The organism is Rhizobium sp. CCGE531 (genome assembly GCF_003627795.1).
Classification (GTDB): Bacteria; Pseudomonadota; Alphaproteobacteria; order Rhizobiales; family Rhizobiaceae; genus Rhizobium.
Genome location: NZ_CP032684.1, coordinates 1,713,569 through 1,731,996, shown reverse-complemented (window position 1 = coordinate 1,731,996; position 18,428 = coordinate 1,713,569). Strand labels below are relative to the sequence as shown.

Below are 18,428 nucleotides of genomic sequence, written 5' to 3'. Positions count from 1 at the left end.
CGGTTGGTACGGGTGGCCTTGAACCCTTAGTTGGAGTCGCTGTAGTGGAAGGACCCATGTACCTAACCGCCGAAGAGGTCGCCGAGCGGTATCGGGAAGCGATAAGCGTGGGCACGTTGCGGAACTGGCGTGCTATGCGAGTGGGCCCCCCATTTCTGAAGATCGGAAAAGCCGTGCTTTATCCAAGGCAAGCCTTAGAGGAATGGGACAGGAACCACATAGTGGCCTGTAACAGCACGCATGGCATTGGCGCGAGTGACTAAGGCAGCTGTCTCGACTGCCTCGACCACAGACCTCAATATCCTGAACACCATCCCACAGTAATCATCTGACACGCGCGCGGACTTCCAAAACGGTCCCCTGGCCTTATTCGCCGTCCTGCGGATATCCGAAATAGGCCAATCCACCTCGCGATCGTTGGCCAAAGTGAGTCCGCTAGGAATTGGTGACTCGGCGAAAGCGCGGCTGTGCCGCGGATATTCGACCTACATCACGCCGTGGAGCGCGAATTGACGGACGGCAAATGATGACCAATAATGAGCGTGCGAGTCTTGGGACGGTTATGCGGGACCGAGCGGGATGATCACGTTCCGTCAGTGGCTACAGGCACCACTCCTATACCCCACTTTTCTCGCCTACTCCGATAAGTAACTGAAAATACAATCATATTTAAGGTGGCTAGACTGCTGCACAACCACCCGTCGGGAGATCCGACGCCGTCTCGCGCCGATATCGATATGACCAAGACGATTATCGACACTGCCAAGCCCTTGGGCATCACCGTTCACGACCATGTTATCATTGGCAAGAACGGTCATGTCAGCTTCCGCGCATTGCGTTTGATCTGAAATTGTCGCGCGCGCTTTAATTCGTACATTAAAAAACAATCATATCTTTTTGATACAAAATATTTTTCCAAAACCGTTCTGTATTTCCAACTTCTCAAAACCTACAAGATCGTCCCTCGCTGTCTTCATTGTGGTTTTTCAGTTCTGCGTCAGGATGATCTGGCAGAAGGATCGCCGCATTCCAATCGGCGAATCCGCCGGCGGAAGTCGTTGTTTTGATTTGGCCAATCTGCTTGCGCGGTCGGCCCGCCCCGGAGATCGCATGCCGAAGACGTCGTCGCCGCTTTCCCATCGCCTTCTACTTGTTGGCCGCGGCGCGCTTGTCGCCTTGGGAGCCTTCACGGCGGTAGCAGCCGGTTTCTACGCTCATATGCTCTGGACAACGAACTTCCACCCGGTCATCGCCGGCGAACTCTATCGCTCCTCCCAGCCGTCGGCCGCCACGATTGCCGAGCTTCAAAAGCAATACGGCATCAAGACCATCATCAACCTGCGCGGCGACAACAGCGGTCGTCATTGGTATGACAAGGAAGTCGCCGAGGCCAAGCAGCTCAATATCAACCACATCGATTTCCACATGTCTTCCGGTCGCGAGCTGACGCAGCAGCAGGCCGCACAGCTTATCGAAATCATGCGCGACGCGCCGAAGCCACTTCTCATTCATTGCCAGGCGGGAGCGGACCGCACAGGGCTCGCTTCGGCGCTCTATCTCGCCGCCATCGCCAAGACGAACGAGGCAACGGCGGAAAACCAGATGTCGATCTTCTACGGTCATCTTTCATTTTCCTTTACTCGCGCCTACGCCATGGATCGGACATTCGAGAAGCTGGAACCCTGGCTCGGCTTTTCCGCGTCCTGACTGCGGGCCCTTCCCGTTAGATAATCTGTAACATTGAGCAGCTACCGGTTGACGGAGTGCTTGTTGCGTTGCGACATTGATTCCCTATCCAGTCATCCGAGGCTTTCCGATGGACCAATTCGATCTCCTAGTGGTGGGTAGCGGCCCTGCAGGCCGCAGAGGCGCTATCCAGGCCGCCAAACTGGGCAAGAGGGTGCTCGTCATCGAGCAAGGCAAGCGCGTCGGCGGCGTCTCGGTCCACACGGGCACCATTCCCTCCAAGACGCTGCGCGAAACCGCGCTCAACCTCTCCGGCTGGCGCGAGCGCGGCTTCTATGGCCGGGCCTATCGCGTCAAACAGGAGATCAGCGCGGAGGACCTGCGCCGCCGCCTGCTGATCACGCTCGACCACGAAGTCGAGGTGCTCGAGCATCAGTTTGCCCGCAATCGCGTGCAGCACATGCGGGGCAAGGCAAGTTTCATCGATCCGCAGACCATGCAGGTCGTCAAGGACGACGGCGAAGTCGTCAATGTCACGGCGGCAAGCATCCTGCTGGCCGTCGGCACCAAGCCGTTCCGGCCGGATTACATGCCCTTCGATGGCAAGACAGTGCTCGACAGCGACGAGCTGCTGGATATCGAGGAACTGCCACGGTCGATGGTCGTCATCGGCGCCGGCGTCATCGGCATCGAATATGCTACCATCTTCAGCGCGCTCGATACGCAGGTGACGCTGATCGATCCGAAGTCGACCATGCTCGATTTCATCGACAAGGAAATCGTCGAAGACTTCGCCTATCAGCTGCGCGATCGCAACATGAAGCTGCTGCTCGGCCAGAAGGCTGAGAAAGTCGAGCGCCTGCCGAGCGGCAAGGTGGAGCTGACGCTGGACAACGGCCGCCGCATCACCACCGACATGGTGTTGTTTGCCGCCGGCCGCATGGGCGCGACGGATACGCTCAATCTGCCTGCTGCTGGCCTTGAGGCAGACAATCGCGGTCGTCTGAGCGTCAATCCGGAGACCTTTGCCACGAAAGTCCCGCATATCTTTGCCGCCGGCGATGTCGTCGGCTTCCCAAGCCTTGCCTCCACCTCGATGGAACAGGGCCGCATCGCCGCCCGCGTCGCCGTCGGCGCCATCGCCAAGGAGCCGCCGAAATACTTCCCCTACGGCATTTATGCCGTGCCGGAGATTTCCACCTGCGGCCTCTCCGAGGAAGAGGTCAAGGAGCGGCATATCCCTTACGAATGCGGTATCGCGCGCTTCCGCGAGACCTCGCGCGGCCATATCATGGGTCTCGACACCGGCCTCTTGAAGATGATCTTCTCGCTGAAGACCCGCCGGCTGCTCGGCGTCCACATCGTCGGCGAAGGCGCGACCGAGCTCGTCCACATCGGCCAGGCCGTGCTGAACCTCAAGGGCACCGTCGAATATTTCGTCGAGAACACCTTCAACTATCCGACACTCGCCGAAGCCTACAAGATCGCCGGCCTCGACGCCTGGAACCGCATGGGTGATATCAAGTCGGAGCTTTGAGCGGCATTCCCCGGGTGCAGCAATTGCGGTTAGTCCCCTCTCCCCGCAAACGGGGAGAGGGAGTCTCTCGCACCGGCAGAAACAAAAAGCCCCGCCGCGAACGGCAGGGCCTGATTTCATCCAAGAAGAAAACCAATTACTCGGCGCTGTCTTCAGCAGCCTTCTTCTTCGGTGCGGCCTTCTTCTTCGGCGCTGCAGCTTCTTCGCCTTCGGCGGCAGCTTCCGTTGCTTCAGCCTTGGCGGCAGCCTTCTTCTTCGGAGCAGCCTTCTTGGCAGCCGGCTTGCCTTCTTCTTCATCCTCGGCCAGCAGCGCTTCCTTGGAAACGGTCTTGTCCGTGACGTCGACTTCGGTCAGCAGGTGGTCGATGACCTTTTCTTCGAAGATCGGCGCGCGCAGGTTGGCGGAAGCACCGGGCGTGTTGCGGAAGAATTCGAGGATTTCCTTTTCCTGGCCCGGGAACTGCTGGAGCTGTGCGTAAAGCGCGCGCTGCAGTTCGTCTTCGCTGACTTCGACGCCGGCCTTCTCGCCGATTTCGGAGAGAACGAGACCGAGGCGAACGCGACGCTCGGCGAGCTTGCGATATTCTTCGCGAGCCTTCTCTTCCGTGGTGTCTTCATCTTCGAAGGTCTTGCCGGATTCAGCGAGGTCCGTCTCGATCTGGCGCCAGATGCTGGCGAATTCGGCTTCGACCAGCTTCTGCGGCGTGTCGAACTGGTACATTTCGTCCAGCTGGTCGAGGATCTGGCGCTTGACCTTCTGGCGGGTCACCGAGCCGTACTGGCTTTCGATCTGGCCGCGAACGATTTCCTTCAAGCGGTCGGCCGATTCGAGGCCGAGCTTGGAAGCGAGTTCGTCGTTGATTTCGATTTCGCCGGCGGCTGCAACTTCCTTGACGTTGATGTCGAAGGTAGCTTCCTTGCCGGCGAGGTTCTTGGCCGGATAGTCGGCCGGGAAGGTTACGGTGATGACCTTCTCATCGCCAGCCTTGACGCCGACGAGCTGCTCTTCGAAGCCCGGGATGAAGCGGTTGGAGCCGAGAACGAGCTGCGAGTCTTCATCCTTGCCACCGTCGAAGGCAACGCCGTCGACCTTGCCGAGGTAGTCGATGGTGACGCGGTCGCCGTCGGCGGCCTTGCCCTTCTTGGTCTCGTAGCTGCGGGCGCTTTCGGCGATCTTGAGGATCTGCTCGGTCACTTCATCTTCGCTGATTTCAGCGACTTCGCGGGTCACCTTGATGCCGTTGACCGGCTTCAGCTCGATCGCCGGAATGACTTCGTAGGAAAGCGTGAATTCGAAATCGGCTTCGGCGGAGAGGATCTTTTCAGCCTCGTCCTTGTCCTCGGTCATGGCGACTTCCGGCTGGGTTGCCGACTTTTCGCCGCGCTCGGTCAGGATTGCCGGCGGCTGGTCGCGAACGATCTCGTTCACCAGATCGGCCATGATCGACTTGCCGTAGACCTTCTTCAAGTGCGAGACCGGAACCTTGCCCGGACGGAAGCCGTTGATGCGGACCTTGTCCTTGACCTCGGCGAGGCGCTCGTTCATGCGCACTTCCATGTCCTTGGCCGGGATGACGACCTTGATTTCGCGCTTCAGCCCTTCAGCGAGCGTTTCGATAACCTGCATTGTCCTACCTTCATTCATGGCGGCCGTGCCCAGACAGCCGTTCGTTTCGATGAGCACGACGCCGGAAAATCCCGAGCGTGGCTTGGATGCAATTCTCTTTCATCTTGCTAGAGCGCCGCGCCTTCGAATGAACGCGCAAAAGGCAGCCCTATCCCGTTACGAGCCAAAACATCTTGTCCCCTTCCTCATCGAAAGCGGGATGCTTTGGGCAAAATGGCGCGTCCTGCGGCGTCTTGGAAGACAGGCTTCGTCAGCCTCCCCCCCGTCCACAAGACAGTGCTGGTGCGGGTAGAGAGACTTGAACTCCCACGCCTTGCGGCACCAGAACCTAAATCTGGCGTGTCTACCAATTTCACCATACCCGCGTTCCCAAAACCGCATGGAGATGCCTGCCCATGGGGCCTTCCGGAGCGCGGCGTCTCTATATCACCCGTTTCAAACCACGCAAAGGAAAAATGACGGTTCCGCGACGACGCCCAAAGCTTATCGGCGTCTTCACGCAGATATGGTCAGTAAAGCGGCTCTTCATAGACGGATTTGCCGTCGAGAAGCAGGCTTTTGATATGGGCAACACCATCGGAAGAGACGCGAGCCGCTATGGCGACACGATTGTCATTGCGTGCGCTCTCGATATCGTGCCCCTGCCCCTCGGGCACATAATAGCGCTCTATGCCATAGGTGACCCCGACAATCGCCTGCGACGGATCGGTCGCATCGCCATAGAAAACATAATCGACAGGCAGGCTTTTGAGCACGACCGTATCGGGTTTCGGATCGAGCGCTCCGAAGGATGATTCGACGATACCCCAGTAACCGTCATCCTGCTTCTTCAGGCGAACGGACAATATCGCGGCACTTCGGCTCATTTTCGGTGGTCCCTCGACCATCGTCGAGAACGGAACCCGCGATATGTCATAGTTCAAAGTCACATAGTCGCCGCGCAGGAGATCGCGCGGATCGACCGGCGCTGTCTTCAGGAGAATTTCGGTGCCGCTTCGCAGCCCCCATGCGCGCTCGCCAACCATGTAGCCCAGGACGGCGGTCTGCAGCGCAGCCACGACGATGGCGGCGATCCATAGACGTCGGGGGCCGATGGCCGGGTTCGTCTCAGCTATATCGGTCATGCCCGTGTTCCCTGCCCGCGATTGTCGGAAAAGCGCCGTTCGAGCTGGATGACCAGCCACGCGGCAATCGCCACGAGCACACCGGCGACAAGAAAGAAGCCGGCCGTCCCGATGATCGAGCCGATCGTCTCGCTGGCGAGGTAGAGAACCTCACAAGCAAAAACGAAATAGGCGAGATAGCGCACCGCGCCATTGTCACGGCCGCTGAGGGCGATGGCGATGACAGAACTCGCCAGCGTCGCCGCCGCCACGATGATGAGCGGCAGCTTGTCTTCCACCCAGACATTGTTTTCGAAGGACCCATTGCTGATCTCGGCATGGACCAGGAAGAAGCCGATCGATGCGATCAGAAAAGTGTAGAATGCTGGGGCCGCTCCAGCCGTTCGCACAAGAGACATCAGCGGCGAAGCGGGGATGCTGACGAGAAGAAAGGCTGCCATCCCGAGGCCGGCAAAGAGGATTGCCGTATTCAGGCTCTCATGCCGGCCGAAAAGCCAGGTCAACCACCCTACCAGCATGAGGTAGGCGAGATGCCGCGCGCCTGGCGCGTCAACATATCGAACGAGCGCAATCAGAATGACGGCCATCAGAGGCGGCACCCATGGCATGATACCACGCCACTGATCGAAATGGTCCCATAGATAGACGCCGCAAAATGCCCAGGCCAGAAAGCCGGCAAGCGCGACCTGCGCGCTTAAACGAAACAGCGCCGCCACAAGGCAGGCCGCCGCAAACCAGACGAGCATCATCGTCAGCTCGTCGCCGGACATGTTGTACATCTGGCCGACGAGCGCCATGGCGCCGCCGAAGCTCAGCGTGCCCAGGATCAAAAGTCCGGATGCGATAATCGAGCGCCCCAGGGTGAGCAGATGGGCGGCGGCGAGATAGAAGGCCCATATCATGGCGACGAGCCCCGCGAGGCGCGCGATCCTCGGAATCGCCTCCCAATTGGCGGAAACGAAAAGCAGTATCGCCAGGCCGAGAAGCACGGCCGCTATGATAGTCAGCACGCGCCCGGCACTGAAGCTCGACTGGCGGCCGTCATATTCACGTAGCATCGCCTTTGCGGCGCCTACATCGACAAGACCTTTCTCGACCCAGATTTTCAGATCCCGTTCCAGCCTGCCCCTATACATCCCGGCTCCCTATCCACGATTCCCCTTGCACGGGAGACATATCATACTTCAGCATCTAAGCTGTGCACGCCTTCGGGACAAATATGCCCCATGTTAATACAGAATTAAGCGGTCATTTGGCATTATAGGGTTAGGTATCACGATACCCTCGCAAGACATGCGCATTCGGCATACCTCCCATGAAATTATTGCGCTGCACAAAATCAAAAAGTCATACTATTAATAAGACAACAAACACGGCAATGGCGCGCCGGGCCGGCTTTAGTCGGAGAAGCCTGGGGATTTATGTCCCGACACGGAATTCGGAGCCGCACACTCCTCCTCCCAGTGCGCTCCGATAGATTGACGACACTCCTCCTCCCAGTCGTCAATCATCTCAAATGACGCCCACCGCATCCTCCTCCCGCGGTGGGCGTTATTTTTTATCCACCTAAATCGGTTTATGTACTTCGAACGCCGCTGCAGTGGATTGACGCCCACAACCGGCACGCAGAGCCAATCGCGGGCAAATCCACCTACCGGTAACAGCCGACGAGGCAACCCGACCTACCCCAAAAGAGCAAGGCTGGCGAAAGCACGGCCGAACCTAGGCAATCTCGCGCATCTCCCCTGAGACGCCGGGCCGAACCAGGCATGACGCTCTCCGACCCATTCTTCCTTCAGCCGCGCTATGCACATAAAGCAGCCATCTTCTTAGGCAATCCGCCTGGAAGAGTTGCACTTTTCGCATAGGTGGCATGATGCTTTGGCGCTTTTAGTTCTTGCAGCGCAGCATATATTAAGAAGCATCAGATCAAGGACGGAACCAGGGATGGGACCGCGAGATCTTCAAATCCTCGAAAGGGACTTAAAATGAACCTGACCCGCTCTTTCAACAACTGGCGCAAGTATCGTCAGACCGTCAATGAACTCGGCCGCATGAGCTCGCGTGAACTGCACGACCTCGGCATCGACCGCGCCGACATCCATCGCGTTGCCCGCGAAGCCACCGGCCGCTAATCGCCGGATAGGCTTCGCCCAACAGCGAGAGCCTTCTCAACGCCCGTTGCGGACCGCCGCGACGGGCGTTCTTTTTTTGCTTATTGCGCATATGCAGCATTGAACTGTCGGCCGCGAGCCATTCGCAATACGCAAGGCACACAGATTTTAGGCATTGATGGCTTTTTGGGCGTCATATTGCACAAATGCATAGCAGACGCCTTTTCTTTGCACTGCACAAAACACGTCCTCACGCCTATATAGAGTGCAAGCGCTGAGGCGGTAATCGTACCGCTCGCAACCAAGATACTGAGGACAAGATCATGAACCCGATTCGCATTGCTAAGAACTGGATCAGCTACCGCCGCACCCTGAACGAACTCGGCAACCTCTCCAGCCAGACCCTTTCGGACATCGGCGTCAGCCGCTACGAGATCCGCAACATCGCTTCCCGCTCTTTCCGTTAATCGATACGGACTGAGTGGACTGCCCAAGACGGCGCCTTTCGGCGCCGTTTTTGATTCCGGCGATTGAAGCGCTCCGTTCAGACTAATGATGGGGCCGGATATCAATGCCGCCGGCCATACAGCGGCTGCCGCCATCACATGCGATCTTGGAACGGAACCGCGCCTTTTCTCATTTACAGATGGTGTCGGTTTGGAAGGGAGGCATGGGAATGCAAATCCAAGGAATTTACGCCGCGCTCGCGACAGCAAGTATGGATAGAGCGGAGGCGTTCTATACCCAGCTTTTCGACCGGGAGCCTGATGATCGTCCCATGGACGGGTTGATCCAATGGCGCAACGTCGCGGGCGCAAACATTCAAATCTTCCATGACAAGGAGAATGCGGGGTCCGGCAGACTGACCATCGTAGTGCCGAAAATGGATGAAGCCCGCAGATCGCTCGAAGAAATAGGCGTGAAGTTCACAGGTGAATCGAAAGGTGACTACGGAAGGATCGCCCAGTGCACGGACCCTGACGGAAATCGCATCACGCTTGCAGAGCCGCCCTCGAGGCCTTTCAATACATAGACCTCACCAAGCGCGAGGCCAGAGATCAAGTTTGCCATAAGACCGCTGCGCGGTTTTGCGCGACATGCTTTAGCAAAGCGATTGGATCGCCGCCTCGCTCGTGATAATGACGCGCGCATGACACAGACCAATTCCCACTCCCCCATCCACGTCATCGGCGGCGGGCTCGCCGGCTCGGAAGCTGCTTGGCAAATCGCCAGCGCCGGCGCACCCGTCATCCTGCATGAGATGCGCGGCGTTCGCGGCACGGAAGCACACAAGAGCGACGATCTTGCCGAACTGGTATGCTCCAATTCGTTTCGTTCCGACGACGCGACCAGCAATGCCGTCGGCGTCATCCATGCCGAGATGCGCATGGCGGGCTCCCTCATCATGGCATGTGCTGACAAGCATCAGGTGCCGGCCGGTGGCGCGCTCGCAGTCGACCGCGATGGCTTTTCCGCAGCGGTGACGCAGGCGATTGCGGGCCATCCCTTGATTACCGTCGTCCGCGAGGAAATCCAGGGTCTGCCTCCGAAGGAATGGGACCAGGCGATCATCGCCACGGGCCCGCTGACGGCACCTGGGCTTGCCAGCGCCATCCAGGCGGAAACAGGTGCGGATGCGCTTGCCTTCTTCGACGCCATCGCGCCGATCGTCTACCGCGACAGCATCAACATGGACATCTGCTGGTATCAGTCGCGCTACGACAAAGTCGGTCCCGGCGGCACCGGCAAGGACTATATCAACTGTCCGATGGACGAAGCCCAATATAATGCCTTCCTCGATGCGTTGATCGCCGGCGATCCCGTCGGCTTCAAGGAATGGGAAGGCACGCCCTATTTCGACGGCTGCCTGCCGATCGAGGTCATGGCGGAGCGCGGACGCGAAACCCTGCGTCATGGGCCGATGAAACCGATGGGCCTGACCAACGCCCACAATCCCACGGTCAAGGCCCATGCCGTGGTGCAGCTGCGCCAGGACAATGCGCTCGGCACGCTCTACAACATGGTCGGCTTCCAGACGAAGCTGAAATATGGAGCGCAGGCGGAGATCTTCCGGCTGATCCCCGGCCTTGAAAATGCGGAATTCGCGCGCCTCGGCGGCCTGCACCGCAATACCTATATCAATTCGCCGACCCTGCTCGACCGCTCGCTGGTGCTGAAATCCCGGCCGGGCCTGCGTTTTGCCGGTCAGATCACCGGCTGCGAAGGCTATGTCGAAAGCGCCAGCATCGGCTTGCTCGCCGGCCGCTTCGCTGCCGCTGAACGCAGGGGCGAAACGCCATTACCGCCGCCGGATACGACCGCGCTCGGTTCGCTGCTGAACCACATCACCGGCGGCCACATCGTCTCGGACGAAGAGCCGGGCAAGCGCTCTTTCCAGCCGATGAACATCAATTTCGGGCTTTTCCCGGAGCTGGAGCCGGGATCGATCGTCAAGCCGGAGGGCGTCAAACGCTTCCGCGGCAAGGACAAGACCATCATGAAGCGTCAGCTTATCGCCAAGCGCGCGCTTGGTGACTGCGCGAAATGGCTGGGCGTGCAGATACCGGTTCTCGCGGAGAGTGCCTGACCGTCTCGAACTTTCGGGATTTTCAAGCCTTGGCCGGCGATGCCTGCTCCTGCAGCTTGGTGTCTTCACCGGCAACGTAATTGCCGAGCAGCCAGAGCGAGACCTCAGCGGCTTCGGCGGGCGTCTTGAATTCGAACGTGCCGTTATGGTGGGGCGCATCCAGAAAATCGACGGTCAAGCCGCGACCGGTTGCCGAGATCTTGGCATGCGCCCGGCCGGGCTCGAACAAATGGACGCTGAAGTGATTGCGCACATTGCGCATGAAGCCCGCTTTGTCGTCATGCAGCCGCACGAAGACCGCTTGTCCGTCGGTCGTCGTCTGCAGCTGGCGTATCGCCTCGGTCGGAAAGGCGCGGCCGAATTCCAGAATGGCGAGGCCGGTATCGTGCAGGCCGTCTTCCTTGTTCTGTGACGCCATGCGCGTCGCGTAATAGGCAATGAAGATGACGATGGCGAACAATATGCACCAGACGACAATACCCATGGCAACTCCCCCGGAAATGCAAATTCAAGTGCCCAGCCCTCTCCATACAGGCCGAGACTTGCGCGAGCTTGGCGTATTTTAGATTTTCTTTGTAATCGACGCCGTCGCCATGCGCATCTGCCGGCGCCATTGCGGCAATGCCAGGGATCGATCGAAGAGACCGGCGCCAAGCTTCGGTGCCTGCTTCAAGACCGGTTCTGCCAGGGTGACGGGCAGAAAGGCCGGGAATACTGCCGGCGAAATGGCTCCCGCCGCCCTCGCCTTGGCAAGATGCTCGCGGCCCAGGCCGGCAAATGCTTCGATCGCCGCTGAAATACGCGGTCTATCCTCGCCAGCAAGGAAGGAATCACGATCGAGACCCGTTGCCGTCAAAATCTCAAGCGGCAGGTAAAGCTGGCCGCGATGACGATGGAGCGGCATCAACAGCAGCAGCCCGGCAATCGCTTGTGCGACACCGGCATGACCGGCGGCATCCGCGGAACGCTTGGCCTCATCCGCCGACAAGACCAGGCTTGCCAGCTGGATCAGCGCCGAAGCCGTCTCGCCGGCATAGCCTTCCAAAGTGCCGCGCGTTTCCATCGGATCGTCGTAGAGATCGAAAATGCGCGCATCGATCATGTCGATCAGCGTCTGGCGCGGCAGGCGGTACTCTTCGATCGCGGTGAGGAGCTCGGCGGCAAGCGGATTGGCCTCGCTCGAGCCATGGGCCTGCCCTTCGAGAAGATCGCGCCAGTACTGCATGCGCACTTCACCGGGCAGCGGTTCGTGCACGAGATCCCGTACGCGCGCCAGCTCGGCATTGAAGGCATAGAGCGCGGCAAGCGCCGGACGCTTCTCTTCCGGCGCCAGCAGGCAGGCGAGATAGCGGTCGCGATCGGTGTCGCGAAGCGTTGCAAGGCATATGTCCCGGTTGCTACGGAGCGCAGCTTTGGTCGTCATGCGAACGGATCCAGAGGTCAAACGGCAATCAGCGCCGCAGCCACGGCTCGCGACTCGGACAGCATGATATTGAAGGTGCGCACGGCAGCGCCGGTACTCATCGGGTCGGACGAAATCTGCCTGGCGCGCAAGGCTGCCTTCAGCTCGGCAGGCAATGGCCGCAGTTCCGTACCGGTGCCAACGAGCAGCACTTCGATCTCGGCAGCTTCATCGAGCACCTTCTGGAAGCGGTCCGGTGTCAGCGCATCGCCCTGCAGCATATCCCATCCATAAATGCCCGAGGGCAGGCAAAGCAGCGAGCCGCGATGCGACATGTCGGCAAAGCGGAAGCCGCCATTGCCGTAAGCGTCGATCGGTGCGCGCCCCGGAAAATGCGCGCTACGGATTTCTATTCCTTTAGCCACTATATCACACCGCTGGTTTGCCTGACTGGATATCGCCGGCCGCCGGTCCATTGCTTTCGCCGCCGGTCTGGAACTTGTCCGGCCGCAGCTTGAACAGGATCAGCACCGGCGCTGCAATATAAATCGACGAAAAAGTGCCGACCGCGACGCCGAAAAGCAGTACGAAGGTGAAGGCACGGATCACCTCGCCGCCGAAGATGTAGAGCGCGAAGAGCGCCAGGAGCGTCGTCGCGGACGTCAGAATGGTACGAGATAGTGTCTGATTGATGGAAGCGTCGATCAGGATCGGCAGCGGCATCTGCGAATAGCGCTTCAGGTTTTCGCGCATGCGGTCGTAGACGACAACCGTGTCGTTCAGCGAGTAACCGACGATGGTCAGGATCGCGGCGATGCCGGTCATGTTGAATTCCATGCCGCTCAGCACGAAGAGGCCGAGCGTCAGAATGACGTCATGCAGCGTGGCGATGATTGCGCCGACGGCAAACTGCCATTCGAAACGCAACCATATGTAGATGAGAATTGCTGCTAGCGCCGCCAAAACGGCAAGGGAGGCAGTCGTCGTGATTTCACCCGACACGGCGGGACCGACGACCTCCACGCGGGAAAAATTATAATCCTTGCCCAATTCGTCCCGCACCAGGGATACGGCGGACTGCTCGGCATTTTCACCGCCCTCCTGCGCATGGACGCGAATCACGGCGCCGAGGCGATCGGCAAGCCGCTCGACGCGCACATCGCCTGGAATGACGGCATCGAGGCGCGATTGAATATCCGCCGCATCGGCAACACCCTGCTTGGCGCGGACCTCGATGATCGATCCGCCGGCGAAATCGATGCCGAGATGCATGCCGAGCGTCGCGAAGGCGACAAGCGTGATGACCGACAGCGCCGCCGATATCGTGAAGGTGTAACGGCGGATGCCCATGAAGCGGATATTGGCATTATCGAAAATGCCGCTCCGAACGCCGACCAGCAACGTGCGCGGCTTGCGGCGCGATATCCACATGTTTACCAGCGACCGGGTAACGAAGCACGAGGTGAAGAAGGTGGTGAAGACGCCGACCATGAGGGTGGCGGCAAAGCCGCGCACTGCGCCTGTGCTCGCATAGAAGAGAATGGCCGCAACGATAAACACGGTCAGATTGGCATCCGCCACCGTTGCTGCTGCCCGGTTGAAACCATGGCGCAGCGCATCGACGAGCAGATGGGTCTTCTTTTCCTCTTCGCGCACCCGCTCGTAGATCAGCACCAGCGCATCCAGGCCGATGCCGATGATCAGGACGATGGCGGCAACGCCGGGAAGCGTCAGCGTGATGCCGAGCAGCCCCATGGCTGCGATCACCATGACGATATTAATGAGAAGCGCGATGGTCGCGATGATACCGAGCAGACGATAAAAGCCGATCATCAGGGCCGCGACGAAGACCGCGGCTGCGATGCAGGCTATCACGCCATAGCGTGCTGTCTCGCCGCCAAGACCCGGTTGGATGGTCCGTTCCTCGGCCGTCGTCAACGTCGCGGGCAGCGGTCCGCTCTTGATCATGACGGTCAGATCCTGCGCGCCCTGAACAGTGAAATCTCCGGGAACATCGATCTCGCCAGTGGCGATGATCGTCTTCAGGGAAGCCGCGGAGATGACCTGATCATCAAGAACGACGACGATGACCTTGCCGAGATTGCTTGCGGTCGATTGCGCGAAGCGACGGGTGGCCTCCGGCGTCAGCTTGACGGAGACCGTACCCTCACCGCTCTGGTCGTTGGTGACAGAGACCGCGTCGGAAAAATCGACATTCGAAAGCAGAGGTTGCCTCTGCACGAGATATCCGACCGGCGGGTCGTCTTCGGAAAACAGCACATCGGATCCGGCGGGCGGGTGATTATCCATCGCATCCTGGACCGTCATCGATGGATCGACGAGGCGGAAGCTGAGCTTGGCGGGTTGGCCGAGGAGGTTCTTCAGCCGCTGCGCATCGGCGAGGTCGGGCACCTGCACGACAATGCGGTCGGCGCCTTGCCTGCGGATCTGGGGCTCCCCTACTCCAAGCTGCGCAATACGGGCGCGGATGACCCTGATCGAGCGGGCGATTGCCGACGTTATATGGCGGTCGATATCCGCGTCGGTGATATCGAGCGTCATCGTGCCGTTTTCGCCCTGCGACAGAGCGACGGCCGGCTTGTCGGATCCGGTGGTCAGCGGCTGCAATGCCGTCAGAGCGGCTTGAACCTGTGCGGGATCATTGATGCGAAGCTGAATCTTGCGGCCGGTGCCGGTCAGGCCGGAATAGCCAACATTGACGGTGCGCAACCGTGTCGCGATATCGCCGACAATGGTTTCCAGGCGATCCTTCTCGACATCGCCTCGCTCTATCCTCAACAGGAGATGAGAGCCCCCGCGAAGGTCGAGCCCGAGCTCGACCTTTCGATGTGCCCACCATGCGGGCAGCGATGAAAGCGAGCGCTCGCCAAGCAGGTTCGGAGCGGCCAGAAGCACGCTCAAGAGAACGACGAACCAGATCAGGGCGGTCTTCCACCAGGAGACGTGCAGCATCGTTCTCTCGAGTTAGGGCTTCCCTACCGCGCCCCGCTTTCAAAAGAAAATGCAACGGGCGCAGTAACATCTTGAATTTGTGCACAATCCTTCAAGAAAGTCGATGCCGATTTTCGAGGATGCGCAAGCGGCGACGGGCGTCGCCTTCAGCCAAGTGCCTTACGCGGCATCTGCCTTGACCGGCTCACCCTTGACGCGAACTTCCGAAATGGCGCTGCGGACGACGCGGATGCGCACGCCTTCGGCGATTTCGACTTCCAGTTCCTTTTCGTCGATGACCTTGGTGACCTTGCCGACGATGCCGCTGGTAACGATCTGATCGCCGCGACGGATGTTCTTCAGGATCTCGTCACGCTTCTTCGCCTGAGCGCGCTGCGGACGAATAAGAAGGAAATACCAAACGACCATCAGCGGCACAAACAGGATGATCATTTCAAAGCCGGACCCGCCGAAGACGCTCGCGGCCGAATCTGTCGCGCTCTGCGCATATGCGTTGGTGATAAACATCGAAAACTCCCTTGAACTCCGAGCGGGAACGGGGCCCGCGTCAGGTGGCCGGAATATAGTTAGGCGCATGACGATTGCAACAAAAACAGCCGCCAACCGTACCGTTTTCCCGGTCTGTTAGCCTTTCACCCCCCGAAGGAGCATGATACCCGGCAAGACAGCGCGCGCATTTTACGACTTTCTTGTTCAATATTCAGGAGGAAACGGTGACTGAAGATCAAAACACCCTGATCCTTGCCGAAGTCCGCCGCCTCGCCGACGCGCTCGAACGCCTCGCCGGGCCGGCTCCGGCCGTCAACGACTGGAATGCCGCCGACTGTTTCGTCTGGGCTCCCGCCCGGCTCCATCTGCAGCCGGTTCCGCGGCCGAACCGCGTGGCGCTCACGCTCATTCGCGGCGTCGACCATGTGCGCGACATCCTGCATGAAAACACTTTGCGTTTCGCCGACGGCTTTGCCGCCAACAACGTCCTGCTCTGGGGCGCGCGCGGCATGGGCAAATCGTCGCTCGTCAAGGCCGTGCATGAAGACGTGCGCCGCTCGACCGGCATTTCGCTGAAGCTGATCGAAGTGCACCGCGAAGATATCTCGTCGCTGCCGGTGCTGCTCGACATCCTGAAATCCGCACCGCATCGCATCATCATCTTCTGCGACGACCTCTCCTTCGATCACGACGACACAGCTTACAAGTCCCTCAAGGCGGCGCTGGACGGCGGCGTCGAGGGACGGCCTGATAATGTGCTGTTCTACGCGACGTCAAATCGCCGCCACCTCCTGCCGCGGCATATGATGGAGAACGAACAGTCGACGGCGATCAATCCCTCCGAGGCCGTGGAGGAGAAGGTTTCGCTCTCCGACCGCTTCGGCCTTTGGCTCGGCTTCCACAAGTGCAGCCAGGAAGATTACCTGCAGATGATCGACGCCTATGCCGACCACTTCAAGCTCGAGCTCGATCGCGCCCAGATGCATCACGAAGCGCTTGAATGGGCAACGACCCGCGGCGCCCGCTCCGGCCGCGTCGCGTGGCAATATATCCAGGATCTCGCCGGGCGGCAGCGCATCGTGCTGGAACGGGACTGATCTTCAATCAACCAGGCCATGAACGACAAAAAGCCCGGCACTGACCGGGCTTTTTGCAGAGTCCTTGAGACGCACTACCTATTCAAGGAACGTCATTGGGTTGACCGGAGCCGAATTCTTGCGGACTTCGAAGTGCAGCTGCGGCTGGCTGACATTGCCGCTCATACCGGACGTTGCCAGCGTCTGGCCGCGCTGAACCTTCTGGCCGCGGGTAACGCTGAGCGCGTCGGCATGGCCGTAGACGGTGACCGTACCGTCGTCGTGACGGACCAGAACCGTGTTGCCAAGCTCCTTCAGGCCGTTGCCGGCATAGATGACGACACCGTTTTCGGCGGCCTTGACGGGCGTGCCCTCGGGAACGGAAATGTCGATACCGTCGTTGCGGCTGCCGTTGACGTTGGAGCCGTAGCCGGCGACCACGGCACCGCGAACCGGCCAGCGAAACTTGCCGATGCCGGTTGCTTCCGGCGCATCGGCCTGCGCATCCGACTTGGCGGCATCGTTGATGGACTGGCTCGGGGAAGCGGAGGCGACCGCCTGCGGCTTGGCATCGGCTGCCGTATCCGCATGGGCGACAGCCTTGGGGGCCTGCTTTGCGATCGGTTCGGCGGCGGCCTGCTTCGGCGCTGCGACCGGCGCGGCACCGGGCTTCACCGAAACCTTCTGCGGCTCGATGGAAGCGGTCTTGACCGGGTCTGCGGCAACGGCGCCATGCGGCAGAGCCAGCGCCTGACCGATCCGGATGCTGTCGCCGGCCTGCATATTGTTCGCACGCTTCAGTTCGGCGACGGTGACGCCGCTTTCCTTGGCAATTCTTGCCAGCGAATCACCCGGCTTGACGACGTAGGCGCCCTTCGGGGTCGGGCCCTTGCCATTGCCGGCGGCAAGTTTATTGGGATCGGCAAGGCCGGCCTGGGACTTGCCGCGCATCTGGTTGCCGGAAGGCAGTGCGAGGGCTTCCTGCTGCGGCGCCTTGGCCGGGGCCGGCATCTTGCCGCCCTTGGAAAGATCCGTTGCTTCGGAAGCCATCTTGGCCGGGCTCGAGGCGCCAGCGCCATTCATCGTCGGGATGATGATCTGCTGGCCGGGCTGGGCGCCGGCACCGCTACGCAGGCCGTTGGCGCGCAGAATTTCCTTTTCCGGAACGCCGTAGCGGCGCGACAGAAGCGCGACGCTTTCGCCCTGGCGCAGCGTCACGCTTGGCGCGTTGACAGTGGTCCAGCCCGGAGACATTTCAGGCGCGGCCGCCGTCTTGATCGTACCGGTCGACATCGCATCGGGTGCGAGAGCCGGTGCTGCGCGCGAGCCGTTATTGTTGTGCGATGCCGGGAACGGCTGGGCAAGCGCCTCGGTTTCGGCACGCGAACCACCACGGGGGCGAGCGGCGCTGCCGGAGGCGCCGGGAGGAGCAAGTTCGGTGCGCTGAATTGCAACGGGTGCGGTGGATGCACGCGCGCTGGAATAGGACGGATTATAGCGAGCCGGCGAGTTCGGGTAGGGTTGCGCTACCGGTGCGCTCTGCTGCGAATAGTCCTGCTGGCCGTAACCACCGGCCTGGGCGACATCGGCGCGCGGCACCGGATCGCCATTCGGACCATTCAAGCTGCGCCGATTGATCGAACCGGTCGTCACATTGTCCGTCTTGTTGAAGAGCCCGCTGAACCGGGTCGTATCTGAGCTACAAGCCGTCGCGGTGCTCGCCAGAAGAATGGCCACCAGGACTTTCCCTGCCGATTTACCGAAGTTCGAAGAAAGACTGAAACCCATGACTCGACCCACTTGAGACGCAACC

Annotated in this window: 17 protein-coding genes, 1 tRNA gene and 1 pseudogene; 9 read left to right on the top strand and 10 right to left on the bottom strand. The window is 60.0% G+C overall.

All coding sequences use genetic code 11. From position 1 onward, the window contains the following. Positions 1-56: 56 nt before the first annotated feature. The 4 genes and pseudogenes from CCGE531_RS08540 (at position 57) to sthA (ending at position 3,223) form a co-directional block, all read left to right on the top strand. Positions 57-263 carry a helix-turn-helix domain-containing protein gene (locus tag CCGE531_RS08540; RefSeq protein WP_120663774.1) on the top strand — a complete coding sequence of 69 codons (207 nt, stop codon included), beginning with the start codon at positions 57-59 and terminating at the stop codon, positions 261-263. A gap of 420 nt (positions 264-683) precedes the next feature. Beyond that, a pseudogene (locus tag CCGE531_RS08535) lies at positions 684-848 on the top strand (JAB domain-containing protein); the annotation flags it as partial. A 262-nt stretch (positions 849-1,110) separates the two neighbouring features. Next, positions 1,111-1,707 (top strand): dual specificity protein phosphatase family protein, encoded by a 597-nt coding sequence (locus CCGE531_RS08530; protein WP_120666635.1) that lies wholly within the window; start codon positions 1,111-1,113, stop codon positions 1,705-1,707. 109 nt (positions 1,708-1,816) lie between these two features. Beyond that, on the top strand, positions 1,817-3,223 hold the full coding sequence (gene sthA, locus CCGE531_RS08525; protein ID WP_120663773.1) for a Si-specific NAD(P)(+) transhydrogenase: 1,407 nt from the start codon (positions 1,817-1,819) through the stop codon (positions 3,221-3,223). 136 nt (positions 3,224-3,359) lie between these two features. Here the strand turns inward: sthA and tig are convergent, their stop codons facing one another. From tig to CCGE531_RS08505, 4 genes are all read right to left on the bottom strand, one after another. Then, a complete protein-coding gene (tig, locus tag CCGE531_RS08520) occupies positions 3,360-4,850 on the bottom strand; it encodes a trigger factor (protein WP_120666633.1) in 1,491 nt (496 codons plus the stop codon). A gap of 280 nt (positions 4,851-5,130) precedes the next feature. After that, positions 5,131-5,215 (bottom strand) — tRNA-Leu (locus tag CCGE531_RS08515). 144 nt (positions 5,216-5,359) lie between these two features. After that, positions 5,360-5,974, bottom strand: coding sequence for a GDYXXLXY domain-containing protein (locus CCGE531_RS08510; RefSeq protein ID WP_120663772.1), 615 nt, complete (start codon positions 5,972-5,974; stop codon positions 5,360-5,362). Next, positions 5,971-7,110 (bottom strand): DUF2157 domain-containing protein, encoded by a 1,140-nt coding sequence (locus CCGE531_RS08505; RefSeq protein WP_120663771.1) that lies wholly within the window; start codon positions 7,108-7,110, stop codon positions 5,971-5,973. Before CCGE531_RS08505 ends, CCGE531_RS08510 begins: the two co-directional genes overlap by 4 nt. A gap of 852 nt (positions 7,111-7,962) precedes the next feature. Here CCGE531_RS08505 and CCGE531_RS08500 point away from each other — a divergent pair. From CCGE531_RS08500 to trmFO, 4 genes are all read left to right on the top strand, one after another. Further along, complete coding sequence (locus CCGE531_RS08500) at positions 7,963-8,109, top strand: DUF1127 domain-containing protein (protein ID WP_015339702.1); 147 nt, start codon at positions 7,963-7,965, stop codon at positions 8,107-8,109. A gap of 302 nt (positions 8,110-8,411) precedes the next feature. Continuing rightward, complete coding sequence (locus tag CCGE531_RS08495) at positions 8,412-8,555, top strand: DUF1127 domain-containing protein (protein WP_007690982.1); 144 nt, start codon at positions 8,412-8,414, stop codon at positions 8,553-8,555. Positions 8,556-8,758: 203 nt separating this feature from the next. Further along, positions 8,759-9,121, top strand: a complete 363-nt coding sequence (locus CCGE531_RS08490) for a VOC family protein (protein WP_245459018.1) — start codon at positions 8,759-8,761, stop codon at positions 9,119-9,121. A 117-nt stretch (positions 9,122-9,238) separates the two neighbouring features. Then, on the top strand, positions 9,239-10,675 hold the full coding sequence (trmFO, locus tag CCGE531_RS08485; RefSeq protein WP_120666629.1) for a methylenetetrahydrofolate--tRNA-(uracil(54)-C(5))-methyltransferase (FADH(2)-oxidizing) TrmFO: 1,437 nt from the start codon (positions 9,239-9,241) through the stop codon (positions 10,673-10,675). A gap of 22 nt (positions 10,676-10,697) precedes the next feature. Here the strand turns inward: trmFO and CCGE531_RS08480 are convergent, their stop codons facing one another. The 5 genes from CCGE531_RS08480 to yajC form a co-directional block, all read right to left on the bottom strand. Then, a complete protein-coding gene (locus CCGE531_RS08480; RefSeq protein WP_120663770.1) occupies positions 10,698-11,159 on the bottom strand; it encodes a hypothetical protein in 462 nt (153 codons plus the stop codon). Positions 11,160-11,237: 78 nt separating this feature from the next. Next, positions 11,238-12,098: a phytoene/squalene synthase family protein gene (locus CCGE531_RS08475; protein WP_120663769.1), complete on the bottom strand. Its 861-nt coding sequence runs from the start codon at positions 12,096-12,098 to the stop codon at positions 11,238-11,240. Positions 12,099-12,115: 17 nt separating this feature from the next. Continuing rightward, complete coding sequence (locus CCGE531_RS08470) at positions 12,116-12,502, bottom strand: Mth938-like domain-containing protein (RefSeq protein WP_120663768.1); 387 nt, start codon at positions 12,500-12,502, stop codon at positions 12,116-12,118. Positions 12,503-12,506: 4 nt separating this feature from the next. Further along, positions 12,507-15,050: a protein translocase subunit SecDF gene (secDF, locus tag CCGE531_RS08465; protein WP_120663767.1), complete on the bottom strand. Its 2,544-nt coding sequence runs from the start codon at positions 15,048-15,050 to the stop codon at positions 12,507-12,509. Positions 15,051-15,209: 159 nt separating this feature from the next. Further along, a complete protein-coding gene (gene yajC / locus CCGE531_RS08460) occupies positions 15,210-15,557 on the bottom strand; it encodes a preprotein translocase subunit YajC (protein WP_120663766.1) in 348 nt (115 codons plus the stop codon). Positions 15,558-15,763: 206 nt separating this feature from the next. Between yajC and CCGE531_RS08455 the strand changes: the two genes are divergently transcribed. After that, on the top strand, positions 15,764-16,636 hold the full coding sequence (locus tag CCGE531_RS08455; protein ID WP_120666627.1) for an ATP-binding protein: 873 nt from the start codon (positions 15,764-15,766) through the stop codon (positions 16,634-16,636). Positions 16,637-16,714: 78 nt separating this feature from the next. On the opposite strand, the gene CCGE531_RS08450 is transcribed toward CCGE531_RS08455, so the two are convergent. Further along, entirely contained in the window at positions 16,715-18,403 is a 1,689-nt protein-coding gene (locus CCGE531_RS08450) for a peptidoglycan DD-metalloendopeptidase family protein (RefSeq protein ID WP_120663765.1), read from the bottom strand. Positions 18,404-18,428: the final 25 nt, after the last annotated feature.